Source organism: Phyllobacterium zundukense, from assembly GCF_025452195.1.
GTDB classification, from domain to species: domain Bacteria; phylum Pseudomonadota; class Alphaproteobacteria; order Rhizobiales; family Rhizobiaceae; genus Phyllobacterium; species Phyllobacterium zundukense_A.
The window spans coordinates 217,705-242,785 of record NZ_CP104971.1; the positions used below are offsets into that span (position 1 = coordinate 217,705).

General features: G+C 56.5%; 20 protein-coding genes. 5 read left to right on the plus strand and 15 right to left on the minus strand.

Annotated elements, in window-relative coordinates; all coding sequences use genetic code 11:
- Positions 1-489 precede the first annotated feature (489 nt).
- Together N8E88_RS05595 and N8E88_RS05600 are read right to left on the minus strand one after the other, a co-directional pair.
- The gene (locus N8E88_RS05595; RefSeq protein ID WP_262291518.1) at positions 490-1,533 is read right to left on the minus strand and encodes an NAD-dependent epimerase/dehydratase family protein; all 1,044 of its coding nucleotides are present in this window, start codon (positions 1,531-1,533) and stop codon (positions 490-492) included.
- A gap of 257 nt (positions 1,534-1,790) precedes the next feature.
- Positions 1,791-2,162, minus strand: a complete 372-nt coding sequence (locus N8E88_RS05600) for an SOS response-associated peptidase family protein (protein WP_315975214.1) — start codon at positions 2,160-2,162, stop codon at positions 1,791-1,793.
- Positions 2,163-2,354: 192 nt separating this feature from the next.
- Between N8E88_RS05600 and N8E88_RS05605 the strand changes: the two genes are divergently transcribed.
- Genes N8E88_RS05605 through N8E88_RS05615 form a run of 3 tightly spaced genes read left to right on the plus strand, consistent with a single transcriptional unit; the run spans position 2,355 to position 5,635 of the window.
- The gene (locus N8E88_RS05605; RefSeq protein ID WP_262291519.1) at positions 2,355-3,965 is read left to right on the plus strand and encodes a TnsB C-terminal domain-containing protein; all 1,611 of its coding nucleotides are present in this window, start codon (positions 2,355-2,357) and stop codon (positions 3,963-3,965) included.
- Position 3,966: 1 nt separating this feature from the next.
- Positions 3,967-4,848: a TniB family NTP-binding protein gene (locus N8E88_RS05610; RefSeq protein WP_262291520.1), complete on the plus strand. Its 882-nt coding sequence runs from the start codon at positions 3,967-3,969 to the stop codon at positions 4,846-4,848.
- A gap of 25 nt (positions 4,849-4,873) precedes the next feature.
- Positions 4,874-5,635, plus strand: a complete 762-nt coding sequence (locus tag N8E88_RS05615) for a TniQ family protein (protein WP_262291521.1) — start codon at positions 4,874-4,876, stop codon at positions 5,633-5,635.
- Positions 5,636-6,127: 492 nt separating this feature from the next.
- Here the strand turns inward: N8E88_RS05615 and N8E88_RS05620 are convergent, their stop codons facing one another.
- Positions 6,128-6,658 carry a SixA phosphatase family protein gene (locus tag N8E88_RS05620; RefSeq protein WP_262291522.1) on the minus strand — a complete coding sequence of 177 codons (531 nt, stop codon included), beginning with the start codon at positions 6,656-6,658 and terminating at the stop codon, positions 6,128-6,130.
- Between the two features lie 262 nt (positions 6,659-6,920).
- Between N8E88_RS05620 and N8E88_RS05625 the strand changes: the two genes are divergently transcribed.
- Positions 6,921-8,516, plus strand: coding sequence for a CYTH and CHAD domain-containing protein (locus N8E88_RS05625; RefSeq protein ID WP_262291523.1), 1,596 nt, complete (start codon positions 6,921-6,923; stop codon positions 8,514-8,516).
- A 1,214-nt stretch (positions 8,517-9,730) separates the two neighbouring features.
- Here the strand turns inward: N8E88_RS05625 and N8E88_RS05630 are convergent.
- The 3 genes from N8E88_RS05630 to N8E88_RS05640 form a co-directional block, all read right to left on the minus strand.
- Entirely contained in the window at positions 9,731-10,483 is a 753-nt protein-coding gene (locus N8E88_RS05630) for a hypothetical protein (RefSeq protein ID WP_262291524.1), read from the minus strand.
- Positions 10,484-10,925: 442 nt separating this feature from the next.
- Positions 10,926-14,285, minus strand: a complete 3,360-nt coding sequence (locus tag N8E88_RS05635) for a type III effector HrpK domain-containing protein (RefSeq protein WP_262291525.1) — start codon at positions 14,283-14,285, stop codon at positions 10,926-10,928.
- 301 nt (positions 14,286-14,586) lie between these two features.
- Positions 14,587-14,970, minus strand: a complete 384-nt coding sequence (locus N8E88_RS05640) for a hypothetical protein (protein ID WP_262291526.1) — start codon at positions 14,968-14,970, stop codon at positions 14,587-14,589.
- Between the two features lie 232 nt (positions 14,971-15,202).
- Here N8E88_RS05640 and N8E88_RS05645 point away from each other — a divergent pair, with 232 nt between their 5' ends.
- Positions 15,203-18,325 carry a LysM peptidoglycan-binding domain-containing protein gene (locus N8E88_RS05645; RefSeq protein ID WP_262291527.1) on the plus strand — a complete coding sequence of 1,041 codons (3,123 nt, stop codon included), beginning with the start codon at positions 15,203-15,205 and terminating at the stop codon, positions 18,323-18,325.
- Between the two features lie 11 nt (positions 18,326-18,336).
- Here the strand turns inward: N8E88_RS05645 and sctT are convergent, their stop codons facing one another.
- From sctT to sctJ, 9 genes are read right to left on the minus strand one after another with little or no spacing between them, the layout of a single operon-like run.
- A complete protein-coding gene (gene sctT, locus N8E88_RS05650; protein ID WP_262291528.1) occupies positions 18,337-19,167 on the minus strand; it encodes a type III secretion system export apparatus subunit SctT in 831 nt (276 codons plus the stop codon).
- A gap of 6 nt (positions 19,168-19,173) precedes the next feature.
- Positions 19,174-19,443: an EscS/YscS/HrcS family type III secretion system export apparatus protein gene (locus tag N8E88_RS05655; protein ID WP_262291529.1), complete on the minus strand. Its 270-nt coding sequence runs from the start codon at positions 19,441-19,443 to the stop codon at positions 19,174-19,176.
- Positions 19,444-19,445: 2 nt separating this feature from the next.
- Complete coding sequence (gene sctR, locus N8E88_RS05660; RefSeq protein ID WP_262291530.1) at positions 19,446-20,105, minus strand: type III secretion system export apparatus subunit SctR; 660 nt, start codon at positions 20,103-20,105, stop codon at positions 19,446-19,448.
- The gene (gene sctQ, locus N8E88_RS05665; protein ID WP_262291531.1) at positions 20,098-21,168 is read right to left on the minus strand and encodes a type III secretion system cytoplasmic ring protein SctQ; all 1,071 of its coding nucleotides are present in this window, start codon (positions 21,166-21,168) and stop codon (positions 20,098-20,100) included. The genes sctR and sctQ overlap by 8 nt, the downstream gene beginning before the upstream one ends.
- Before the next feature lie 2 nt (positions 21,169-21,170).
- The gene (gene sctO, locus N8E88_RS05670) at positions 21,171-21,662 is read right to left on the minus strand and encodes a type III secretion system stalk subunit SctO (RefSeq protein WP_262291532.1); all 492 of its coding nucleotides are present in this window, start codon (positions 21,660-21,662) and stop codon (positions 21,171-21,173) included.
- Positions 21,659-23,005, minus strand: a complete 1,347-nt coding sequence (locus tag N8E88_RS05675) for a FliI/YscN family ATPase (protein ID WP_262291533.1) — start codon at positions 23,003-23,005, stop codon at positions 21,659-21,661. The genes sctO and N8E88_RS05675 overlap by 4 nt, the downstream gene beginning before the upstream one ends.
- Positions 23,002-23,604, minus strand: coding sequence for a FliH/SctL family protein (locus N8E88_RS05680; protein WP_262291534.1), 603 nt, complete (start codon positions 23,602-23,604; stop codon positions 23,002-23,004). Before N8E88_RS05680 ends, N8E88_RS05675 begins: the two co-directional genes overlap by 4 nt.
- Positions 23,601-24,287, minus strand: coding sequence for a type III secretion protein (locus tag N8E88_RS05685; protein WP_262291535.1), 687 nt, complete (start codon positions 24,285-24,287; stop codon positions 23,601-23,603). The genes N8E88_RS05680 and N8E88_RS05685 overlap by 4 nt, the downstream gene beginning before the upstream one ends.
- Entirely contained in the window at positions 24,284-25,063 is a 780-nt protein-coding gene (gene sctJ / locus N8E88_RS05690) for a type III secretion system inner membrane ring lipoprotein SctJ (protein ID WP_262291536.1), read from the minus strand. Before sctJ ends, N8E88_RS05685 begins: the two co-directional genes overlap by 4 nt.
- Between the last annotated feature and the right edge of the window lie 18 nt (positions 25,064-25,081).

A 25,081-nucleotide genomic window follows, 5' to 3' on the forward strand; every position in this document is an offset into this window, starting at 1 on the left:
ATATTGTCGTTCGGGAGACCGATAATGCGGCGAGGTAAAGGAGCACGCTTACAAGAACCAACAAGACAAGCGGAGAAAGCAATATTAGCACTGCGCAGACGTGAAGATTCCGTAAAAAGCCCATCTTTCCCTCCGGTCCTTAAAAAGGAGGCTCGGTGGAATACATTTGCAATAGTGTGTTTTCAACACGCAGTGTCATGCTGTAACGGGGTCTTGGCGCAATTTTACAATAGTTTCAGGAAGATACAATCAATCTGAGATCAATAAATGGAGTTATGACCAATGGTCCGTGAAGTAACAGACCTTGGGATGGGGGATTTTAGCGAGCGTCTGGTGCCGAGGTTTAGGACTCAGTACAATACTCTCCCTTCAACTATGTGCCCTTGGTCAAGTCACATAATGAGTATCACGTCTCCTAAATAGTCATACGAAAACTCTACATTAAACGAAAACTAAATCTCTATCTTAAAGTGGCATTTCACGCTCCAACTAAACCCAAAGTTGTGGCAGTAACAAAGTTGAATTTAATGAAGCAACAGATGATATCACAGGCTGAGCTGGAGCCATCGTTGTTGACACCTCCTCTATTCGCCGCACTGGATCATCGATGGGCACCCAGCCGGTGGATTGAAGTTTGGCCGAACTCGCAACAAGGTCCTGGTACAGCCTTTGCTTGCGACCGGTTTGAGCGGTCAATTTCGCGGCGAGATCCAAAAGCGTTTCCGGGACGAAAAACAACCGAGGACGGCGTCCCATCCCGCGGCGCATGGCCGCCACCAATTCGCCTATGGTCAGAGGTACGTTGTCCGAAACGATGAACACCTCGCCGTCGGTCTTCGGCTCTTGCAGACTGTGGATGATTGCCGCGCAAAGAGCGCCACGGTCAAGAAGCGATCGTTTGCCCGGCAGCCCGTTCAGGGGCAAGGGTATAGGCCACGCCGCAAGCCGCGTAAGTTTGGCAAGGTTGCCGGTCGCAGCCGGGCCGTAAACCAGAACCGGCCGCATGATCGTATAATTCCGGCAAGGCAGAGCAGCGGCGATCTCGGTCTCTGCAGCGAGTTTTGTCCGACCATAGTCATCGGTTGGCTGCGGCACATCGCTTTCCCGCATGACGCCGTCGAATACGCTGCCGCACTGCGCCCGGATCGATGATGTGAAGACGAATTTGCCGGTAATCTTTTTATGCGCAGCCTTGGCCAATTTAGCCGTCAGGAGGCAATTGGCCGCATAATACTCTTCGGCCGATACTGCTCGCTTGGCATGGTGAATCGCTGCCAGATGCACGACATGGTCGACATTCTCAAGTAAGTCTTCGAAGACAGTTGACGGCTCCTCCGGAAAAGGCAGGCGAACGCACGGCGAACCGTCACCGACGGGTTCTCGCGCCGTGCAAATTACCCGGTTGCCTGCCGTCTCAAGTTGTTTGACCAGTTCACTGCCGATAAACCCCGATGCTCCCGTAACGAGAACAACGTTTTGGCGTTTCCGGCTCCAGACGTCGCCGAACTCTTTACCCACCGAATTGTCCAACACGGGAAACCTCTTATCCTGAACCGTTCCTCAATTTTGTAGTTGCAATCATGGTAGCCCGGTGGGGCAAAAAACATAGGGACGATAGTCCCTTGAGGCAGCAGGTTTCGATCAACTTTTAGAAATAGATCTGCGACGATTGCGCGGAGCGATAGGGACCTTCTAGGTATCCTTGGCGGGGGCGGCGGCGTAGCTCTAGCAATAGTGCCGCGAGCCTCTGTTGCTAGGTGTGTTTCAAACATATTTTTTGTTCATCAATTTCATAATAGCAGTGGCTGTTCTTCCTCAGCCTTCGGTTGTGGCAGAACAATCAGTTCATCATCGGGCAGGGGTCTTTGCAACTGCAGCGCTTCCTCGGCCGGCGCATTCATCCAGATGTCGATTTCTTCGGACGTCCGCAAGATGACCGGCATCGCCTGTTCATGAACCGGTTTGACGACTGCATTGGGGAAGGTAGTCAGAAACGCGAAGACGTCGGCTTGAATGGGACCTTCCTTTTTCTTCCTGATGCCGTACCAGGATGTCCAAATCCCTGCGAAGCAGAACAGCGAGGGCAAACCAGTAAAGCGGTTTCTTCTTTGGGATCTGGGTGTGGTCCGTATTCCGAAAAGATTGTCGCAGGAACAACGCATCGGTTTGCAGGGCCAAGCCAACTGTCGCTTTGCCCTTAAAGGTGAGATGAGCAACTCAACACAATCAATGGCAATGCTTTGCCATTAAACATGATATTTTGCCTTTAAAATCGAGATTCTTGCCTGTAAAAGTGAGACAGCGTTCACAAGCATTCGATGGGTTGGGGATGGTGAGGGAAGAGGACCAAGCGGGTGCAACTGGCGCTGAAGCCACGCGTAGGGCCGCAATTCTTCGTCTACTCGTTCAAGCATACCTCACTGGCTCAGGCAGTCTGGAAAGCGGCATTCGCGACGTGGTTTGGGAACTCGGCGTCAGCAGGGCGACGGTCTGGCGTTGGATTCGGCGCCCTTGCCGAGGACGGCGGGCGGACCAGTGCGTTGGTACCGCAGAAGCGCGGTCGCCGTGCAGGCATAACGGTCATATCCAGCGAGGTCGAGGCCGTCATCGATGAGCACCTTCACCGCTATTACTTGCGGCGGGAACGTCCGAGCTTGTCGCGGGTAGTGACGGAGATCCGCATTGCCTGTGGTGAACGTGGTTTGCAAACGCCGACACGGCGGACCGTTCAGAGACGGCTTGATGCGATGGATGAGCGCGAGATCATGAAGGCGAGAGAGGGCGCAAGGGCGGCGCGCCAGAGGTTTGGGGCTGTGCCGGGCAGGAACCGGGCCGACCTTCCCCTTGATGTCGTGCAGATCGACCACACACCTGCGGACATCATCCTTGTCGACAGTTTCGAGCGTAAGCCCATCGGCCGACCCTGGGTGACACTTGCGATCGACATCGCCACACGCATGGTGACCGGTTACTACGTGAGCTTCGAGGCGCCCTCTCGCCTGTCGGTGGCGCTCTGTTTGACGCGGGTGGTCGCACCGAAGGCAGAACTGCTGGCCCAGCTGGACAGCAATGTCCCTTGGCCCGCACAGGGCAAACCGCGCAGTATCCATGTCGACAACGGTCGCGATTTTCGATCCCGGGCGTTCCAGGCGGCTTGCGCTGAATGGGGGATCGATCTTGTGTACAGGCCGCCGGGGAGCCCGCATTTCGGGGGGCATATCGAGCGGCTGATCGGCACCATGATGGGGGCGGTGCATTTGTTGCCGGGAACAACCCAATCCTCCGTCGCCGCCAAAGGCAGCTATAAGGCCGAAGCCATGGCCACGATGACCTTAAGCGAGTTCGACAGCTGGTTCGCCTTGGAAATCTGCCGCTATAACAACACCATTCACTCGAGCCTTGCCTGCACGCCCGTTGCCAAGTGGGAGACACTGTCCGGGGAGATGTCCGGTGACATTCCCTTCGACATGGATGCGTTTCGGGTGAGCTTCTTACCAAGCGAGCAGCGACAGGTTCGCCGTGACGGCATCCATCTGTTCGACATTCGCTATTGGTCGGATGCCCTGGCAGGGCGCGTCGGTCGCAAGAATGGGAAGGTGGCCGTCCGGTACGATCCCCGTGACCTCTCTGCGATCTGGGTCGAGTTGGAAGGCGGACGTTGTGTTGAAGCGCGATACCGCAACCTCGAAATCCCACATGTGTCGCTGTGGGAGTATCGCGAGGCCATGCAGAAGGGTCGTGCCTTGGGCAAGAAAGGGTCCAGTGAGGTGGTGCTTGCCGAATTGATCAATCAGCAACGCCAGATCGCAGATGAAAGCCGGGTACTGACCAAGGCCGAACGTCGAACCCGCGAAAGACGAAACACGTTGAAGGGCTCAGTCCAGGCCGATCCACCAGCCAAGGGGCTGCGCCCTGTAGACACTGCTGATACATCGCGGCCGCTGTTCAAGGTGGAGAGATGGTAACGTGAGGGCAGAGGGAACTGGGGAAGACGGTCGCATCGCCCTCATTCAGTCGGACATCTGGATGGGCTTTCCCCGCGCAGAGCAGGTTCTGGACAGGTTGCAGAGCCTGATCGAAGCGCCACGGCAAACCCGGATGCCTGGCCTTCTAGTTCATGGTGCCTCCGGCATCGGCAAGACGATGATCGCCCGCAACCTGTCTCGCAGGTACGCGCCGGAATATGACCCAGTGGCAGGCATAACTCACACACCGCTCCTATTGTTGCAAGCGCCTCCTGCCCCTGATGAACGACGGTTCTATCTGCACGTCCTTGGGGCCGTCGGGGCGCCGGCGACGTCGCTAGGTATACGCGCACAAAGTGTCGCCTCCCTCGAGGTCCGTGTCATTGCCCTCCTGCGCGATCTCGGCTTGCGGATGATCATGATCGATGAAGTCCACAACCTGTTGGCCGGGACCCATCGCGAGCAGCGACGCTTCCTCAATGTCTTGCGGTATCTCAGCAACGAACTCGAGGCGTCTCTGGTCTGCTTCGGGGTCAGCGAAGCCGTTGATGCCATTCGCGGCGATATCCAGCTTGCCCGACGACTCGACGAGCATCACCTGCCGAACTGGCGCGACGACGCCGAATTCTCGGATATGATCCAGACCCTCATCGCAGCCATGCCGTTGGAAAAGAAGTCCAATCTGAAGGTAAAATCGCTAAAGCAGATGCTGGCGCTGACCGGTGGGATCACATCGCGCATCTTCGCCTTGGTCAAGGATCTTTCCATCGATGCCATCCGCTCGGGCGAGGAATGCATCACCGATGGCGCGATCGCCAGATGGTCTCCCGTCTGGTCGCGCCATGGGCCCGTGCAACGGCGTCTGGAGCAGGCGGGCCCCTGAACTGCGCCCGCTGCCAAAGACTGTCATGCCTATCCAAGATGAGTTGCTTTCTGGCTTGCTCACATGGCTTGCGATTGCCAATTACTGCGATTTCGTCGATCTTCTGGCGCACGTCGGCGTGGATTATCGATATTCGGTTTCCCTCGATTTCGAGCTCGAAGCAGGCGCAGCCGAAAAGATCGCCATGGCCGCGCGCGTTACTCCCGAACTTATCCAGTCGCTGACCTTTCCCGCATTGAATGATACCGAAGCTGCGTTGACCGCGCTTTTTCCATTCCAAGCCTGTCCGAACTGTACGCTGCGCAGCCTCGCACTCAAGCATTGGCGACGAGCTTGGGCATTCGACTGTCAAATCTGTGGGGTGATGCTCACATCGACACTGCCCAAGTTGGGTAAGGGCGTCTTGCCTCAAAAATTGCTTCAGCACGCACGGACTGGGTCGGTTCTGCTTGAGCAAGCGGTAATGCAGAACAGCATCCGCCAAATTCGACGGGCAATGCGGGGCGTTACCTTTGCGATGGCGCTAAAGAACGTCAGCGGAGATCCAGCTTCGGCACTGCAGAGCTTCAATCCGGACATCCGCCTCTTCTGTCTCGCCGCGATTGCAGTGGTCCAGAAGCGTCCACTGCTCAAAGCGGCGTTGTTTGCCACTGGTATCGATGACTCCGCCAGGGTCGCGTTGCTCCGGACTTATCAAAAGGAGGACCGCTTGCACGTAACCGTCAACCGGATCGGTCGCCAGATTGAGAACCGACGTCACGCCTCGACATCAATTACCATCGAATGAACCTGATCGTCATCTCGCATTTAAGGGCAAAGAATGGCGTTTATAGACGCCAAACGCGGCAAATCTCGGAATTAAAGACAAAGTGACAGCGACCTTCTCAGATGGAGGTTCCACGAACTTGGAAGGATCCAAAAGCAGCTTGTATTCGCGCGCAGCGAGCTCGTGTCGCATGATTCCCTCCCCTCGGAACCTGCAAGAAACACAAAGAATGACTTGAAAAATGCTTGTCTAGAATTCGATGAACTTGACCAAGAGAACACAACCGCTGGTCGAGTACAATAAATCACAAAGGATTAGGTTGCTTCAAACACGGGCCCCGAGCCAGAGTTCGAACGCATCAACCTTTCGCATGTGAAATTAGACCAAACGCACTTATTTGCTTTTCGTATCAGTGGCGCGTTGTTCAACGTCAGCGCAAGCGGTTTCGGCACGCGAGCGCAAAATGTGACCACGGACCGGTCTCGGTGATGCGAAAGTCCCCGACAATCGCACTTACCTTACGTCTGCAGGGTCGCCGATGGATTTCGGTGTCTCGAAGCGTATAAGCCGGCCGAGATCATCGGATACGTCACGCCAGCGTTTGACATCGAAGTCGATTACAACAAGGCCCGCGGTCGGGTATTTTTGGTGCAGTCGGGACAGATCGGATTGACTTCCCTTGCCAATCAGCCTGAGAGCAAGGTCCTGAAGTCCGGGATTATGTCCGACGAGCAACAGCGCCTTAACATCGGGTGCTGTTTCCTTGATGATATCAAGGATGGCCTTCGCCGAAGCATTGTAAATACGCGGTTCTTTTCGCCGGGAAATGTTGTGCTTAAAGGCGGAGCGTGCGCGTTTCCAGGTTTCTTTGGCGCGCCGAGCCGTTGAAACTATGGCGAGGTCGGGCATAAGTCCCTTCTCTGCCATGTATGTGCCCATCAAAGGGCTCGTTCGTCGACCGCGTTTTGCGAGCGGCCGCTGATGGTCGTCAGTGCCCTCGGGCCGATCCGATTTGGCATGACGAAGAAGCATCAGCCGGCGCATCAACAGGTTCCTCTTGCTCGTATATCTTGGTGCCGCAGAGGATAGCGCCGAAGTACAATCCGCTCAAGCGCCGGAACGAAACGATTGTTGGCGAGATTGACGGGCCGTCAATATAAGGTTTGGCCCCAAGTCGCCATGCATGAAGCTTTCGGTAAAGAGATCCCGCTTCGCGGCGGTACCGGACGTGTCATTACGACTTACCCAATGAGGATCAGAAGCGTAATATCCGACTATATCGGGGGCGATGTGAAGGGATTCTACAATGGCGGCGTCGGATCGCAGCACGGAGAAACAGGCGCACACGGACAATGGTTCGCCTCAGTCTGCCCCCGTTGAAACCGAAACGAAGTTGCGTACCAATCCTGGTGCTCTCGATCAGGTTCGAACCTCGCCCACCATTTTGCAGTCAGCACGCAACAAGGGAACAATCCGCCGCCTGGAAGCGACCTATTACGATACGACGGATCATCGGCTGTTTGATGCCGGCCTGTCGTTGCGGGTTCGGCGCAGTGGAAAACGGTTTACCCAAACAATCAAACGTTTGTCGGTCAATGATCCGCTGACACGTGACGAATGGGAGGCGCCCGTCGCGACACTTGCTCCTGATCTCGCCGTGATGCAGACCGCCGAAATTGACGGGATTTTCAACCAGATCGCTGTCGATGAACTCGTGCCGATCTTTGTCACCAACGTGCGCCGGCAGGCCATTGCTCTCGATGTGCCGGATGGGCAGATCGAAGTCGCTTTCGACGACGGGGTGATTGAGGCCGAAACCAAGCAGGAGCGGCTGTCCGAGATCGAACTCGAACTGAAACAGGGCAGGGCCGCTGCACTCTATCAATTCGGCCTCGGCTTGTTGGACGTCTCGCCGCTGTGCCTTGAAACCCAGAGCAAATCTGCCCGCGGCTATGCGCTGGCACTGACGATCGGCCCAACAGCGGTGAAGGCTGGATCCTCAAATCTTAGCGGTGAAGACAGCGTCGATGACGGGATTGCCAAGCTGTTGTCCGACTGTCAGCAGCAGATACTGGCAAACCTTTGCCCAGCCGAAACCGGCCGTGAACCAGAAGGTGTGCACCAGCTGCGCGTGGCCTTGCGGCGACTGCGCGCGGCCTTGTACTTGTTGCGGCGCGAATTTAGTGCGCCCTCGTTGCAGTCGCTTGACGCCGAAGCACAGCGGTTCGCGCGAACATTGGGACCGGCGCGCAATTGGGACGTCTTTATCCGTTCAACGGTCGCCGATCTCGAGAAGGCCAATCTCCCGGATATTGAATTCTCTGCCTTGCGCGAAGCGAGCGCTCCTTTCCGGGAAAAAAGTTATCATGCGGTGCGCGACAGTATTGCCGACCCGCAAACCAACCGCTTTTTGCTGTCGCTTGGGCTCGCCATTGAGCAGAGAAGCTGGCGCAACGATGTCGCCAGCGAGCACCTTGGCATATTGGCCGGGCCATTGCCGGAGTTTGCGGCACGCGTCCTTGACCGCCTCGAACGCAAGGCAATCAAGCGCGGGCGGCATTTTCGTCATCTTCGCCCCGAAGCACGCCACAAGCTGCGGCTCACCTTGAAGAAATTGCGGTACGCCACAGCGTTCTTCCTGCCGCTTTATTCCGGCCAGGCGTCGTCCAAGAAATATCTTAAGCAATTGTCGCGGCTACAGGAAGTATTGGGCGAAGCCAACGACATCATCACCACGCGAACACTATTGTCGGATGTCCGGGAACGTGTGGGTAGTTCCGATGTCCATCGCGCCATCGGCGCGGTAACCGGTTGGCAGAAACATCTCGAGCTTGCCGGAGCCGGCCGGCTGCACGACAGATGGCGCAAATTCAAGCGTACTGCGCCGTTCTGGCTTTGCTGAGGCTTGCCCGGTATGCAATTTCCGATTCGGCATCGCGCAGCGGCCGCGGTTCGCCATAGCGTTGTAAAGTCTCAGCCGGTGCCAATGGTCGTTTCGCCAAACTGAAGCTTGCGCTGCGTGCTTCAAGTCATCGGTGGACTTGGCGTCATAGCGCGGTCGAGGCTCGAGGTTGATATAAAATGAATGCATCGAAACACGTAGGTACATGTCGGTGCGGTCAGGTCGGGATCCGCAGTTCCCGGCGCCGAAATTTTCCGTCTATGAACATCGGAAGCACAGTTGGACAGCCGTGTTAGGCAACGACGTAGAACACTCGTCAACACCGAGCGCCACGCGCGCGCCTGGATCAAGCTTGCGCAAGCCGGCTGAATGACGCCCGAACATGAACAAGGCTGGAGGATGGAACGCCAGCGGGCTCTGTAGCCTTGCGGCTCGGCTCTTGAAACTGCCGATGCGGGCAAGTGTCTCGCACGCATGCCGTTGATCCATCGCATCTTATGGAGAGCCTGCTCCGCTGCGGCGGAGAAGATGCGGAACGGGGCAGGGCCGCGCCAATCAATCCAAAAACTTAACCGCAGTTGTTCGGTAACGTCCGTTACTCGGGGGATGTAGAGCCCATGGACTGGATTCGACGGGCTTGATCACGAGGATATATCAGGACAAACTATATCTTCGCCATAGTCCTGAATTCGAGAAGGATGCAGAGGAACGCGGCCCAGCATAGTTACCACGTTGGTGAATATCCTGTTCTGGGGAACCTTTGCATTCGACAAACTGAAGACCGGATCGCATGATGACTCCTCTGAGCAGAATGGACGCACAGATTCTGAGATTGGCCGCGCGACCGACGGCCTATATTCCATTTTCGCAGTTCGATCACGACCTCGAACCCATATGGAGGTGGTTGCCATGCGGAAACGGCCTCCTGCGCTATCGAATGAAATGGCTCTTGCGCAAAAAATTGCTATCGATCGACCGCACGTCGAAACGTTACGGCGTCAGGACAAGATCTTTTCATACCACGGCGAAGGGGCTTGACCATCTTGCCAAAGCTCTGGGCTCGCGCCATTCGGTCGGAACGCTGGCCCGGCATCGCCACTAGGCTGTCGCCTCGAGTAGATTATCAGCCTGACCAGCGAAAAGACAACGCGACATTTTCCCAACCACCCCGCAGATTGAGGAAGGCCCGAATTAAATGTCTCGCGATACCGGGCTCAGGCTTGTCTAGAGTTTTCGTTACGAAACAAGGATTTCTGCAATAGCAGTGCTGCACCGAAGCACACCGTACCAGTAGAGCCATTGAGTGCTGGCCTGGATTGGGGCTCTATTTGCAAAACTGGAGGCTCGGACTCAACAAATGCGCAATTTGCAGCCTCTCTGGTGTACATTTGTATTTTCCAATCGCCGGTATCTTCCTGGGACACTGAACGAATGGTGAGTGCGGATTCACCCGCCGCGTTTAAACTGGATGCAAAATCATTCGAAATACAAATCCCCACACCAAAAATTTTGTGCCCGGGAGTCTGCGATTCAAAAACAGCAGTACGTACAATCGATGCTATTTCCGCTTTAAGTCCGTTCTCGCAACGCACTGGTCGAATAGTATGACTAATCTGATTCATTTTAAGGTCAATTAACCCGCACGAGATAAATTTCGCGTCCACATGAACTCCCATGAAATATAATCCGGCGGGGTTGATGAAGAAGGTCGTGACTGGGCGCCCACGGACTTTGCCAGTATGAATGAACCGGCCCACAGCCAGTTCGGCGTCGACCAATCTGCGAACGAGCAAACTGATGGTGACCGGTTGCAAAGACAATTGATCGGCCAATTGGTTACGCGTGAGCCCATCGCTATTTTTTAGTGCTTCCAGACATTCGAGCAAGCGATTACGATGTAAGATACGAACTGTTCTCAATAATCTTCTCGTTTCAAAAGATTGAATCAGGACGGGACGACGTGGCAAAGGTGCTTATCCCACCACCTTGGCGTATCTTGCGGCAGCCCCCTTCGGTGACATCATTTCGTTACTAGAGATGTATATTCAGCCGTAGTCTCCAATTGCTGCAGAGGTGTGACAATTGCACTTGCTAATACGGTTGAGACACGATGTCGGTGGCGGGCCAACGCAGGATTCGTTGTCTCTTGTGGAACGGTCTTGTCTAAGGGTTTAGGGTCGATCGAAACCATGCCCAGCTCAACGTCGCAGACAGTCAGGCACGAATAGTCTGTCGCAAACTTCCGGCTACGAGTTGCGTGGCATTAGGCTTCGAGGGTTGTCGGAGGTTTACGAGTCCTAGTCACATTACTTAGCTCAGCGACAAGAAGGCGCGTCCGATGTCGGTCCAGATAAGAGGGGACGCGTCGCCCCCTCTTTCTCGGGTAGTGAACAGACCTCATTTATCGCCTTACGACGCGATGCCGCTGTCGCTATCGGGCCAGGCGTCATCCGGAACATCGGAGAGGTCGCCGTTCGGTACACCGTCGATCTCGTATTTCGTCAGATAGCCGCCGAGCAGTTCGCCGAAATTGTCGGCCCTTGTCTGCTGTTTGCCCTCTTCGATCAGGCCCGGCAGCAGCATGGCTATAGCACCGACACCGGCGGCGGCCAGTCCAAGGACACCCGCCGCTCCGGCGATCGGAAGCGTTCTCAAGATGCTAGGAGCGAATGCGCCCAAGCCACCTTCCACAGCAGAGGCGAGGCCAGAAAGTGCTCCCAAGGAGCCTGCGGTGATGCTGATGCCGCCGCCAACCGTATCGCCCTTGCGGATCGACTGGACGCCGTCGAATATACCATAGGCCCCAGCAACGATACCGGCGAGACCGCCAATGCCCTTGGCCGCATTTTCCGCACGGGTCCAGTTGTCCGTTAGACTCTTAAAACTCTCGTCGGACATCTTGCCGATTTTCTTACCGATGGCGGTGTCGGGATGTTTGTCTGCCACATCATTCAGATATTGTTTCCAGGCCTTGATGCCCCCTTCAGTCAGCAGTGTCGCCGTCTGGATCGACCCGGTCGTTATGTCGACTTTCTGCCTCTCTGTCGGATTTCCGCCACTCTGAATACCCTTGGAGATCGTGACGCCGGCCATGAAGAGACCGCTGACGCCATGCAGAACGCCCTTGTCGGCGGCTGCCTTGGCCGACGGATCCAGCCAGGTTGGGCCAAGCTCGGCGAGCGATTTCGTTCCCTGACGCAACACGTCCCAGCTCCCCCTGAAACCAGCCAGTATCTGGTCAGGTTTTGCGACCGTCCCGTCCTCATTGACCAATAGCTCGGGATTGTCCTTGTTGATCTGCTCGAGGTAGGACTTTACCTTCTCCTCGTCCAGCTGATCACCACCATTTACGCCGAACGCCTGCTTCAGGTTGTCGAAAGAGGCATCCTTGAATGCATTTTCCTGCGCAATATTGGAGAAGTTTTCGTTCAGCTTGTCGTCGAACTTTCCAGTAAATTCAGGATCGAGCGCGGCATTGTAAAGTGCAACCTCGGTGCTGAATGCACTGGCAGCCTCCTCGAACGTATTGTCCTTCAGCAGTTCGTTCAGGCGATTACCGGACACAAGCGATTTCTCGTAGAAATCCTGGAAATCGACCTTGTGTTTGGAGCTGTTGACGGCGCCTTGAATCTCGCCCGGCTTCTCGATCCCCAACGTTTCCTGGAACATCTTTGCTGATCCGTAGAACTCGGCGAGAGCGCCCTGCTGGTCGGTTTTGCCGTCCTTCGTCTTCGTTTCCCACAGGCTGTCGAGAGCCTTGCCGGACTTGATCTCGTCGTCATAGGTTTTCTGCAGGGCGTCCTTCAAACCCTTGTTCCTGTCCAGGAGCTCGGTCATTTGCTTGGAGCTGTTTTCGTTCAGGTATTTCACCACCTCGGGATCCTTCTCAAGGATGCTAATGTGCTCGTTGAGATCCTTGAGCACTTCCTGCGGATCCGGATGGGTGCGGGCGCGGTTGGCGATGCTGACTTTGGAGTAGTCATCCTTCCACATGCCCGACTCGGCACCCTTGATGATCAGTTGCTGCGCGGACAGCAGTTCCTGAAGCGCCGCGGCTTTTTCTTCCGTCGAGTATTTGTCGGGGTGCTCGAATAGGTCCTTGGTCAATTTGCTGGTGTCGGTGCCGTCCACGACACTTGCGTTGGTGACGCCAGACAGGAACGTGATGGCCGAACTGGCATCCTTTGGAGCCTGCTTTTCAATCCAGCCTTTCAGGTCGTTCTTGCTGAGATTGCCGTCAGGCTTGAGCTTCAGCGGATCTTGCGCCGTTTCGAGCTTGGTGAATGCGCCGGGCTGCGACCAGAAATTGAGCGCTTCCTTGAAGTCGTCGCTGATCTGCGGGTTCTCTTCCTTGTACCTTTTCAGATCGTCGGCCGTCAGGTTGTCTTCTGCACCGGTCTTGCCTTTGATCCCATCATAGTTTTCGCCGATGATCGCGGCGTATTTCGCCATCGTCTTCGACGTTTCGTCAGCGCCCGGATTTGCCTTCACAAAATCCTTATAACTGCCGATGTCCTCGGGCTTCTTCACGTCTTTTATGACGTCAAAACCATACTTGCCGAAATCCTGGAGACGACCCGCCTCTGTGCCATGCCGTGCTTCGCCGCTCTTGGTGAAGCCATCAATACTGCTATTGGATACGTCATCTCCCGACAGCGCGTTTCCCTTCTCGTCATACATCGTGATGCGATCGAGGATCTGGCTCGCTCTGTATGCGGCGTCGGCGTCCTTTTCAAAATCGCCAACCCGTTCCTTCAGCATGTCCTTGACGCCGCTCTGGTTGCCCAGATTCTTAAGCAGCGGAGAGTCGTCAATGATGTCCCGTGCCGAGCGATCGTCGTCTTCCGGCTGTTCCCATTTTATGCCCACCTTCTCGGCCTGTTCGCGGGCTTCCTTGTTATCGCCGGCAGATGCCGTATTCTCGAGCTTGCCCTTGAGCTTGGAGAAGCCATATTTGCCGAAATCCTGCAGGCGACCGGCCTCCGTGCCGTTTTTCGCCTCGCCGCCTTTGGTGAAGCCGTCGACGCGGCCGTTGCCGACATCTCCGCCGACGATCTTGTTCCCGTCTCCGTCTAAACGCTCGATATGTTCGACGACCTGCGCCGCCCGGAACGCGGCATCGGAGTCCTTTTCAAAATCGCCGACCCTTTCCTCCAGCATGTCTTTGACATGGCTCTGGTTGCCGAGGTTCTTGAGCAGAAGACTGTCGTCGATGATGTCCTGCGCCGAACGATCGTCACCTTCCGGTCGTTCCCACCCTATGCCCAGTTCCTCGGCTTGGTCGCGGGCTTCCTGATCGTCGCCGGCAGACGATACGTCATTGAGTTCACCCTTGAGGTTGGAGAAGCCATATTTACCGAAGTCTTGCAGGCGGCCCGCTTCGGTGCCATGCCTTGCATCGCCACCCTTGGTGAAGCCGTCGACGCGGCCGTTATCGATGTCGTCGCCGACGACCCTTTCTCCGTTCTCGTCAAACTTCTCGACATGTTCGAGAACCTGCGCCGCCCTGAACGCCGCATCGGCATCCGTTTCTATATCACCGCCGACCCGGTCCTCCAGCATGAACCTGACGCCGCTCTGGTTGCCGAGATCACGCAACAGAGGCGTATCGTTGATGATGTCCTGCGCCGAGCGATTGTCACCTTTCGGTCGCTCCCAGAATATACCCGCCTCCTTGGCTGTTTTCTGGGCCTGCTCCCATGCATTGACGGTCTCAGGATCTGCTGTGGCTGAGTTAGAACGGTTGGTCGGTGCGCTGACTTTCGACATGTGACACGCCTTTCATGTCTCTGTGACGTTTCAGTCCTGCGTTAAGCTTAAACGCGCGTCTGTGAACTGCATGTGACATGGCGTCCACAGGCGATGTCAGGTTAAGTTTACAAAGGCGAGGAGGATTGTCGCACTGTTGGTTCAGGCGAGCGTTTCCGCTGCAGGATTCCACTCTGCCATGATGTTCAGACGGTGGAAACCATCCGAATTTTCCGCAAAACGAGCACAGCAAGCTGTTCTTGGGCCAGATACTGCGCTGAGCACGGCCGCAACTTCAATCCTTGGGACTCGGCCATCACGATCAGATAAAATATGGGTAGCCGATCACCACGATAAGTATGACAAGACACAAGCCGCCCGCAAGATAGTGCCTTGTGGCTCTATTGCTTGCCTTGACGTTAGCTGCCTGCCCAGTTTGCGCATCCTTATCGCGTTTGTTTGCAACCGAAGCCTCGAAAGAAGCGCGCGAGGCATCCTGATCGCCGGGTGCATTTTTTTGTTCGACCGATTTGGAACTTGCCCGCAGCTCAACCGAGGTCGGTCTTTGTTTGTTGGCTTGAATTTCGTCCTTGCGCTGGCGGGATGCCCCCTCCGTCGCCCGTTCGAACTTTCGCATGGCATTCTCATCGTTCCAATTGTTCTCGAGCGCCTGCTGCGATCCCACATTGTTGATGGGCTGGAACAAAGTACTGTCCTTTCTGATGAGGTTAGCGTGCCTTGAACGTCTGATGCAAAGTCTTGGGATGATGATCCCGTCGGGCGCAATTGGCAATTGCATTTCTTTCGGTCGCCGTTGGCGAGATAGTGGTTCCGAAGGTCGCCAGTGTCATAAAACTGTTAGGCCTATATTCCATGTTTCTTCCTGCCGTTGCCGGTGAACTCTATAGGGCGGCTCACGCTACAGGCAGGAGAACGCGATGTCCTTTCGTATCGATATAGACGGCAAAAGCCGCTATGATGCCAATGGCAACAAGATACCGCTCACTTCGCAGCAGCAACAGCAGCTTTTCGTCGAGCAGATCAGACAGGCGGTGCGTGAGCGCGCCGAAGCTGGCGGACCGAAATCCTTCGATGCGGACAATGAAAAGCTTGTGGTCGTCCAGCCCAACGATAATCTTTGGAAAATCGCCGACGAAAACAATGTCAGGTTCAGTGACGTGATGGAGGCGAATAAAGGCCTTTACGACAATCATGGCGATCTGATCAAAACCGATGATGTCCTCATCCTACCCCATATTGCACCCGAGCTCGCGGCGAACAGCACGCAGAACAACAAGGGTGTGCCGGGTGGCGAGGCAGCCTTCAAAAACGAGATATATGAGCGCGGCAATAATCTGCAATATGTCGACGATCCGTCAAAAACTGACTTTGCCACCGAAACCCAGAAGATACAGCGCGATGTAGGTGCCTATCTGGATAGTCTTCCCAAGGAAGGGCGTCAGGCTGCCGTATCGCGCCTCGTGGGAAACAAGGATGATTGGCAGGATGCCAGCCCGGCCCTCAGTGCAATCGAAACCGCCGCCAGGGAACGGCAGCTCCAGCCGGATCCGCAGGAAACCTTTGCCAGCGAGATCTACGCAATCGGCAACAAGCTCCAATATTCGGATGACAGAAACATTGATTATGATGGCGGCACCGCCAAGATTGCCACCGACGTCAAACAATACCTTGAGGGCCTTCCAGAGAGGGAGCAGCCAACATCCCTGCAGGCGCTTTATGATCATGAATGGACCGATGCGGCGCCATCACGGACGGCCATTGAAAATACGGCAAAAGACTTCGGTATCCCGCTTCGTGCCACGACGCATCGCGGTCCTGATATCGAATCTCAAGCCCGTCAGATCATCGATAATGCCAATGCCACCGGAAAACCGGGCGAGGCATATGACAAACTGAACAGTTCATACCGGGATGCGCCCCCAGAGCTTCAGGCGGCAATCCGCGAGAATGCCGATGCCAGAGATCTTATAGGCAAGGCGGCCGACTGGGCGACAGGGAGTCTCAAGGATTACGATCCGGAAAAGGCCGTCAGCGATCAGGGCGACAGCGCGGACTCGATGCGCAAGCTCGAGGCTTTGACCAAGGACGCGGATCCTCAACTGGCCTCGCAATTGATGCTGGATGCGCTGCCAACGATAGAGGCGGCAAATGCACGCCGTCAGGAGAAGATCGGCGGCGACCTGATTGGCCGTGAAGGGCAGCAGAACCTCACCTTAATTCTTGGCCGTATCGGCGAAACTTCATCGGGCAAAACGGTCATCGACCGCTTTATAAAGATGGATACGGGAAATTCTGAATCGATGCGCATGGCGATAATTTCAGGAGCCAGTCTTGATTTTCCGTTGAAGCGGGCAGCGGATATTGCGCCTTCGGACGCCTATCTTAAGAGCACGATCCTCCCGAGCGTCGGTGAATTCGCGACGGGCTCGGTCAATGGCAGCGTTGATAAGTACTCGGCCCATATGCAGGAACTGCAGTGGTTGATTACAAACCATGGCCCCACCATGACGCCGGAGCAGCTTGAAAAGGCGATATCAGATTATGAGATCGAAAAGGGTCAGGGCTGGAAAGACGAAAAGCTGAAGCTGGAAAATGAAGTTGCCGATAAGGGCGACCAGCTTCTCAAGCAGGTCAGCCAGCTTGCAAATCTGCCTCCGGAACTTGCCTCGCAGCAGGGCGCAGCAGATGAGACGATCAAGACCATCCTTTCGGATGACCGCTCGGTCATGGCCATGCAGATAGCTCTCAAGAACGACCCGGCCCTTCTCGACAAGCCTGCCGTTGTTTCGCTGCTGACCCATCAGGCACGCCTGACAGATCGCGGCCGCAAGCTGGCGGAAGAAGGCATGACACAGATCGTGCGCCGGAACGTGCTGCCTTCGTTCGGCAACCTCAATCCCAATGATCCGGCAAGTATCGAGCGGGCCAAGGCGGGGATCCATTCACTTCAGGATGGAAGGGCAGCCAAGCTGCTTGGCATACCGGATGACGAGTTCAACAAGGCACTGAAAGCGGTTGAAGAGGCTTTACCGGCTGCGGGCGATACCGAAGCCCAGATGGCGCAGAAGTTGAGAGACCTCGATGCCAAGCTTACCGATACCAATGATGGAATGAAGTCGTTCAAAAGCAACACCGTCCCAGGACAGATGTTGCGGCTGATAGGTCTGGCGGCCGTGGGGGTTGGGCTCGCTTCGACACTGAGCCGAACCGGCCAGGATCCTTTGATGAAGTACAAGGTTTTCATCGATGCCGCCGGAGTGGGGCAGCGCGGTATCGAACTGCTCAACGGATTCAAGCAAATCGACCCCGACTCTTTCGCCGTCAAACATTTCGGCAGCAGCAGCACGACAGCCGCCAAATGGCTGGGTTCAGTTGGTGCCAGCTTTGATCTTGTCCTCGCCACGCGCTCCTATATGGGCGGCGATTGGCAAATGGGCACGCTGCAGGCAGCTGCTGGAGCAGGCGGTATCGTGGCCGCGTTCGGCACAGGGTCCATGGCAGGCCCGGTCGGCCTCGTCATCGTCGGAGCAGCCGTCATCGGGCAAATGCTTCTCACCAATACACGGCAATCGAATCTCTATATGACCGATACGTCCATGCGCTTCCTGCAACATTCCAAACTCTCGCCGGAAGCTTCGAAAGCATTGGTCGATCAAAGCGGGGAAGGGTTCAGTCCGGTCCCCCTGTTGTTAAAGTATGCGGAGATGAAGGGCTACAAGCTCGATCAGGAAGCCGATCTTCAGAAGTTTGTTAGCTGGCTCAACGCCATACCGCAAGACAAGCTTGCCACGCTGCGGGATAACCTTCACCACACGCTCGATGCCCAGAACGGCGATGTATCGAAAATTACCACCACAGCCGGAGATGACACACGCTATACAGACCCGCAGCAACTCAACCACCGCACGCAGAGTGTTTCGGGTAAAGCAGCGATTACTCTGCCCAGCGTGGCCGACAAGATCAAAAGCGGCGACGCAAGTCCGCAGTCGGCTGCACAGATCGACGTTGCGCTACACCAGCTCGGCATAGCTGTGGCCTGACAAAAGACAGATCAGGGTGTTTTGTCCGGGTTGCCGATGACGAGCGTGCGCAGGATATCGGACGTGCCGCGAAGGTCTTTCAATTCCGACATCATAGAGGGCACGAGATAGGCTATGTAGAGAACTATCAGCACCGCAAACAGCATGTTTTTGATCGCCAGCGACAGGTCGAAAATATGCAGCTGCGGCGACATGCGCGACAGATATGCCAGCATCAGATCTGTCAGCAGCAATGCAAGCACAACGGGTGCGATCAGCAACACACCAATCTGCATGATCCGGTCGAGAACGCCGAGCAGGGCCGGAACGGCATTGACATTCACCACTGGCATGAACTTGGCGGCCGGCCATATTTCGTAGCTTCTATAAAATCCATCGACGAGCAGCAGGAAGCCGCCCGACATGAAGAACAGCGCAAGCAGGGCAAAGACGAACAAGGTTCCGGCGATGCTGGTCTCACTGACCTGCAACGGGTCGATCAGCTGAGCCGAGGTGGAACCACGTTGCAGGTCGACCAAATCCCCGGCAACTTCGGCGCCCCAAAACGGAATGCCGAATGCTATGCCGATAATCGTGCCGACAACCAGTTCCTTGATGAGCAGCCCGGTAATGACCAAGCTGCTCATCTGGCCCTCTGCCAGCAGCGAATTCAGGACGCCGGGTATGGCGGGAATGCAGATGGCGACCGCGACACCGGACCGTATCAGCCCGGTCAAACCGAGGCGGATGAAAGCGGGTGTCACGATGATCATGCCAAGCGCGCGCGCTACCGCTATGGCCGTGGCCATAAGGAGCGGATAGGCGAGGGCAAGCAGGGATGAGGTGGTCGAGACAGCATCCATGGCCCGCTATCGCGTCATTGCGGGAAAAGTATCGAGGACATGGCTTGCCAGATTTGCAACCTGAAAAGCCAGTGTTGGTCCGAGAACGATGAGCGCGAGCATGACGGCCACAAGCTTTACCGCCTGCGGCAGCGTCTGATCCTGGATCTGCGTCAATGCCTGGATCAACCCAACGCCGATGCCGATCACAATGGCTATGCCCAAAATTGGTGCGGACGCCAACAGGACGGTCAGCAAAGCGCTTTGCATTTGAGCAAGGAAAGCTGTCTGACCCACTGCTACGTGCCCCCATAACTTAGGATAAGGCCGTGCATCAGCCGCGACCAGCCATCAACGGCAACGAACAGGAAGATTTTCAAGGGTATCGAAATGAGCGTCGGAGAGACCATCATCATGCCCATCGCCATCAGAACATTGGAGACGATCAGATCGATCACAAGAAAGGGCAGATAGAGGAGAAAGCCGATTTCGAACGCGCGCGTCAGTTCGGAACTGACGAATGCCGGAATGAGGACAAGCAGACTGTCTGGCTTCAGATCGGCGCGGGCTTCGGGTGACCAGACATTTTCGGTCGCCCGCATGAAGAACTGCCGTTCGTTTTCGTTGGTGAACTTTGAGAGGTGGGCCTGTAGCGGCGGCCGCAATGCTTCGGCAGCGGATTTCATGCTGTCCATGGACTGCAAATCGACTTGTTGTGCCTCAAGGATGCGGTACATTTCGCCCACCAGCGGCGTCGTCACATAAACCGTCAATATGAGCGCGATACCATAAAGAACCAGATTTGGCGGGGACTGCTGGATACCCAAAGCATTCCGGATCAGAAACAGCACGATCGAAATCTTGAGAAATCCCGTCATCGTCACAACCGCAAGCGGAATGAGCCCGATGACCGAGACGATAACGATGATTGGAATAAGGTTGGTTTGATACTCACCCATTCTTAGACAGCCGAAGCACCCTTACGCCAAGTCCTGCGCCAATCTTGACCAATTCTCCATTACCGACCAAACGTCCGTTTGCCAGGATGTTCACAGCGCTTGTCGTGCTTGCCGCAACAGGCAGGACGCTACCCTCGCCGAGCTTGCGGATTTCGCTGAGGGGCAGTTCGCAGCGGCCGATCTCAAACACCAGATCGACCGGCAGATCTTCAATTTGTTCGAACCCGGCCGCGCCGGAGGCGTTGGAGGTGGATTCAGACATCGTCGAATGCTCCCAATTCTTGGCAAGGGGTTTCCACCCGCTGGTAAGTCTGTGCTCTTGTCTATCGGCCCTGATGAACGCGAAGAAGCGCCGGGACAGAATGGCGAAAGGATTAGCTTCGGATGACTCCCTGCGCAGGATCACGTCACCGGATCGCAGCTCCTGCAATTCCGAAACCGTCACCACCTGTGTTCCGGCGCAAAGCTGGATGGGAAAAGCAAGAACGGCGACCAGCTCGGCCCCGTGGCCGGGCCTGGCTTGTCTCAGGGCCTGTCCGAGCGCGCGTGCCGCTTCACGGCCGAGATGCAACTCTGCGTTTCGTGGAAAGTCATCGAAATCTATCACCCATGGCAGAACGACGTCGGAGTCTGCGAGCTCTTTCTGTTCGCCAAAGCGGATGGGGTGCCCGAGGATTGCTTCGAGTTGGGCCAATTGTTCGCTCAGCATATGCTCCACCAGAATGCTTCGCTGACGCGGCGCAAAGTTTGCGATCATTTTGGTGATGCCCAGCCCTTGCAGCAGGCGTTCCAAAGTCCCGGCGGACAGAACCAGTTTGCAGGCCCACGGCCCGATCGCGACGGGAATGGCAACAGGATTGACAAGGGGTAAAACGCGGCTGGCGAGCCGCACACCCGCTTCAACCCCGGCGCCGATCAGCCGAACCGGCGCTGCGTCCCGCGGAAACATATTCAAGATCTCAATATGAGCCGGGTCGACCCAAGGGAGCCACTCCAGATTGTCTTTCAACCCGGTTTGCCACTGCTCTTGCGGAAATGTCTGCGCCTCTGCCAGCCTCTTCATGCTCAAAGCCCCCTTTGAAGGGGCGGAGCGGGCCGCTGCTGGTCCTCATCCTCCAATTCCGCCAGCAAGTCCGTGCGCTTGTCCTTTTGCGCCCCTTGTTTTTCTAGAAGGATTCCCAGTTTGTCGTGCTGCCGAAGTTTGGCGAGATGCTCGGCCGCTTTGTCGCGCGCCTTTTCTGCCTCCTGCGCCAATTGCGCCTTTGCCTGTTCTTCCATCTGCTGCAGTCGGGATGCCTGATAGTTCAGTGCAGAAAGGGCGTGCTGACAGTCGTCGAGTGCATGACGCCCGACGGGCCCGCTGGACATCTGTTCATAGATGGCGGTTTCGCGGCTGAGCCGGTTCTCATCATTCTGGATGATATGGTTTGCGGCCGCATCAACGGCCATGGCGGCGGCTTTTTCCGCATGTTGCTGCCGGATCGACGCCTCCTCGGCAGTCCGCATGCGGACTTTCCGCAGCTCCATCAGCTTGTGCAGGCTCTTCTCCTGGCTCATGCGAGAAGTCCTTGTAACTGCAGTTCGGTCTCGGCAAAGCCGAAATGCTCATCACTATTTTGCCGGAGGAACTGTTCGATCCGCTCATGCCTATCCAGCGCTTCATCCGACCGCGGATCGGCGCCGCGCTTATATTCCCCGACACGCAGCAGCAATTCGATATCCTCGTAACGTGCCATGAGATCGCGAACCTTTGCGGCATTGGTACGGTGGGATCTGCTTGCCACCGCGTCCATCAGGCGGCTGCGGCTGCGCAAGACATCGATCGCGGGAAAATGGTTGCGCTGTGCCAGGTCGCTGCTCAGGACAATGTGCCCGTCGAGAATAGCCTTGGTTTCTTCCGCAACAGGATCGAGTGTTCCGTCACCTTCGGTGAGCACGGTGTAAAGTCCGGTGATCGAACCGCCCAAACCCGGTCCCGCCCGTTCAAGCAGGCGCGGCAGTGCCGCAAACAGGGAAGGCGGGAACCCCCGCCGCGTCGGCGGCTCGCCCGCCGCAAGACCGATCTCGCGCTGGGCGCGGGCAAAGCGGGTGACGCTGTCCATCAGGAGCAGGACATGCTGCCCCTGATCGCGGAAATATTCGGCGATGGCGGTTGCACCATAGGCCGCTTTCACGCGCTCGATGGCAGGACGGTCGGAGGTTGCCACCACGACAACGGATCGCCGGCGGCCCTCCTCGCCGAGCTGGATGTCGATGAATTCCCGCACTTCGCGGCCACGTTCGCCGATCAGTGCGATGACGATGACGTCCGCCTGAGTGCCGCGCACAATGCTCGAAAGCAGCGAGGATTTCCCCACCCCAGCCTCACCGAAAATGCCGATGCGCTGACCCCGGGCAACGGTCAGGAGACCATCGATGGCCTTTACCCCGAGCTGCAGCGGATATTGGATTAGATCGCGTTGCAGCGGTTGCAGCGGAACATTATGCGTGGGGTAATAGCTGCTCGTCTGCAGGGGTGTCGGCAGACCCGTGCGGTTCATCACCTCGCCCAGCGGATTGAGCACGCATCCCAGCAATTGCGGGCCGACGGGAATCTGCAGCGTGTGGCCGGTCGGGATAACCTCCGCGCGCGTGGACATGCCGTCGAGATCGCCGATCGGCGTCAGCACGGCCTCTTCGTCGTGAAACCCCACAACTTCAGCAGGCACGATACGCCCCGATACGGGATCGCGCAGATGGCAGTATTCGCCAATTCGCACCATCGATACGGTGGCGTGCACGATAATGCCTGTGATCTTGCGGATACGGCCGCGAACCGGACGGGTCTCGGCTTTCGATGCGGTATCCTGCAGCCGCCCCATGAGCTGGCTGAGGTCAGGCGGGTTGAATTCTCGCTTCATTCAACCGCTCCATCATGGCGCCGGGTTGCCAATAGCGCTTCCCTTATTGCCGCGAGCTGTGTTTCGAGACCGGCATCGACAACGGCGATCGCATTGGAAAGCACACATTTGGTTCCGCTCAGGCGAGGGTCGGGAACAACTGTGATATTGAGCGATGGATTGGCGTATTCGGATTTGATGCGCCGCGATACGTCTTCTGCAATATCTGGCGCAACAGCAATGGTGATATCGCGCTCGCGTTGAAACCCCTGCAACGCATGCTGCGCCAGTTTCGCCACTAGTTCCGCATCGTCGAATTTGCCGAAAATCCGGGTGATGATGGACAGGCTGAGATCGACCAGTTGCTGGTCGAGGGCGGCGACATACTCATTGACGCGGGCTGTGGTTGTGGTCAACAGGGCAGCGGCTTCGAGCGCTCCTTGCTCGAAACCGGCTTCAAAGCCTTCCTTTTTGCTCGCTTCGCGAATCCCGTGGATCTGGTCCATTTGCGCTTGGGCCTCTGCCTTGGTGGCGGCCATGAAGGCAAAGCCATCGGCCCAGTGCTGGACGTCCCGTTCGCGGATAATCTTCGATCCTGGCATTGTCGGAAGCTCGGTCATTGCGCCTCGCCGGGTGCGGGCTGCAGAGTAAGGCTCAATGCCAGCCTGCGCATGATCGATGCACCAAGCACACGCTCCCTTGGCTCCGGAAACGGCACAAAAAACTTGTCATTGGCATGCTTTAGCCGCGCCCAGGCGCCGGCCCCGGACGGCAGTGCGTGATGCCAGCTGGTCAGGCAGCGATAGCCGTCTCCGTCAACTGCCGCTTGAAGTGTGTCGAGATTGTCCGGACCGGGAAGATTGCTGGAAAGATCGCGGTTGGCAAGCGCCGTCTGGAAGGCGCCATCTCCGATCCGGCGCTTTATCTCCGCCACTTCGCTGGCCCGGATTTCCGAAGCAAGGACATGCGCCCAGAAAACAGCACCGGCAAGAGGAACGAGAGCTGAGATTTGTTCAGCCGGTGCTGCCACCAAGCTGAGATCTGCCTGATCCAGATCGGCAGGATCGGGAAGATTGGGCAGTCCAAAATGATCCATCAGCAATATTGCCAATTGCCGCTGCACCCGGTCCGATGATTGCAGCTGGACGGCGACGTCAAGTGAGATTGCGTCATCGTAACAGGCAATAAGGCGCTCGGGATGCACCAGCCGGGCTGGCATTGCCATGGCGCCCGACCAGTCCTGCGCAACAGGTGAAGGACCTGACTTCGCCTGCATGCTGCTCGTATCCGGGGTCTCGCTCACTTGGCCGGTCCAACGGGTACGAGCGGATAGACCCGCCTGCGTTTCCTCTGCAAGAAGAGGTAGCCAAGGGCACCGCCGAGGCCGAGCACTGCGACAAGGAGCGTCCCGAAGAGCCATTTTGCCTTTGCTGCGCTGGCGGGATGCATCCATATGCCGAGGAATGATGTCAGCTCGATATTTGCAATGGCCGGGTTCGTGCCTGTCGCAACGACCGGGATCACGGAAACCTTCTCATAGGTCAAGCCTGCGATACCATTGGCAACGAGGGTCTTGATCTGCGGGATCAGCGTGTTGATGTCAAGGTTGGGCTCATGCCTGATAAAGACCGAGGCGGATGCCGGAACAGCATTGCGCTGCAGCGGATCATTGTCGGGCAGGACGACATGGACGCGAGCAGACACGACGCCATCGATCTCGGAAACGGTCCGGGACAGCTCTTCGCTCAGAGCATAGATCATCTGGGCCCGCTCCTGCACGGGAGAGGCGACAAGCCCCTCCTGTTTGAAGACGCTTCCCATGGTCGCAAATTGTGCTTTTGGCAAACCGGCCTCGTTCAGGACCGTTACAGCCTGGGCAAACTGGTCTTCATCGACGGTAACCGAGAGTTTGCCGTTCTTCTGGACAATCCGGCTGGCGGGGATGCCTCTTTGCAGCAGAGCGGCAACCATGGCATTGGCTTCCCGCTCCTCGAGATTGGTATAAAGGTCCTCTTTACAGGCTGCAAGAACGAGACAGAGTGCCGCCACGGCCAGGCATCGCGGCAGCAATCGTTGCATGGGACCCCCCTCCATGTG

What these genes read in the sequence shown, in the direction of transcription:
- N8E88_RS05635 (WP_262291525.1), bottom strand. Translation starts at nt 14,285, where the DNA reads ATGTCGAAAGTCAGCGCACCGACCAACCGTTCTAACTCAGCCACAGCA.
- N8E88_RS05645 (WP_262291527.1), top strand. Translation starts at nt 15,203, where the DNA reads ATGTCCTTTCGTATCGATATAGACGGCAAAAGCCGCTATGATGCCAAT.
- N8E88_RS05620 (WP_262291522.1), bottom strand. Translation starts at nt 6,658, where the DNA reads ATGCGCCGGCTGATGCTTCTTCGTCATGCCAAATCGGATCGGCCCGAG.
- sctT (WP_262291528.1), bottom strand. Translation starts at nt 19,167, where the DNA reads ATGGATGCTGTCTCGACCACCTCATCCCTGCTTGCCCTCGCCTATCCG.
- N8E88_RS05625 (WP_262291523.1), top strand. Translation starts at nt 6,921, where the DNA reads ATGGCGGCGTCGGATCGCAGCACGGAGAAACAGGCGCACACGGACAAT.
- N8E88_RS05615 (WP_262291521.1), top strand. Translation starts at nt 4,874, where the DNA reads ATGCCTATCCAAGATGAGTTGCTTTCTGGCTTGCTCACATGGCTTGCG.
- N8E88_RS05680 (WP_262291534.1), bottom strand. Translation starts at nt 23,604, where the DNA reads ATGACCGAGCTTCCGACAATGCCAGGATCGAAGATTATCCGCGAACGG.
- sctJ (WP_262291536.1), bottom strand. Translation starts at nt 25,063, where the DNA reads ATGCAACGATTGCTGCCGCGATGCCTGGCCGTGGCGGCACTCTGTCTC.
- sctR (WP_262291530.1), bottom strand. Translation starts at nt 20,105, where the DNA reads ATGGGTGAGTATCAAACCAACCTTATTCCAATCATCGTTATCGTCTCG.
- sctO (WP_262291532.1), bottom strand. Translation starts at nt 21,662, where the DNA reads ATGAGCCAGGAGAAGAGCCTGCACAAGCTGATGGAGCTGCGGAAAGTC.
- N8E88_RS05675 (WP_262291533.1), bottom strand. Translation starts at nt 23,005, where the DNA reads ATGAAGCGAGAATTCAACCCGCCTGACCTCAGCCAGCTCATGGGGCGG.
- sctQ (WP_262291531.1), bottom strand. Translation starts at nt 21,168, where the DNA reads ATGAAGAGGCTGGCAGAGGCGCAGACATTTCCGCAAGAGCAGTGGCAA.
- N8E88_RS05600 (WP_315975214.1), bottom strand. Translation starts at nt 2,162, where the DNA reads ATGCGTTGTTCCTGCGACAATCTTTTCGGAATACGGACCACACCCAGA.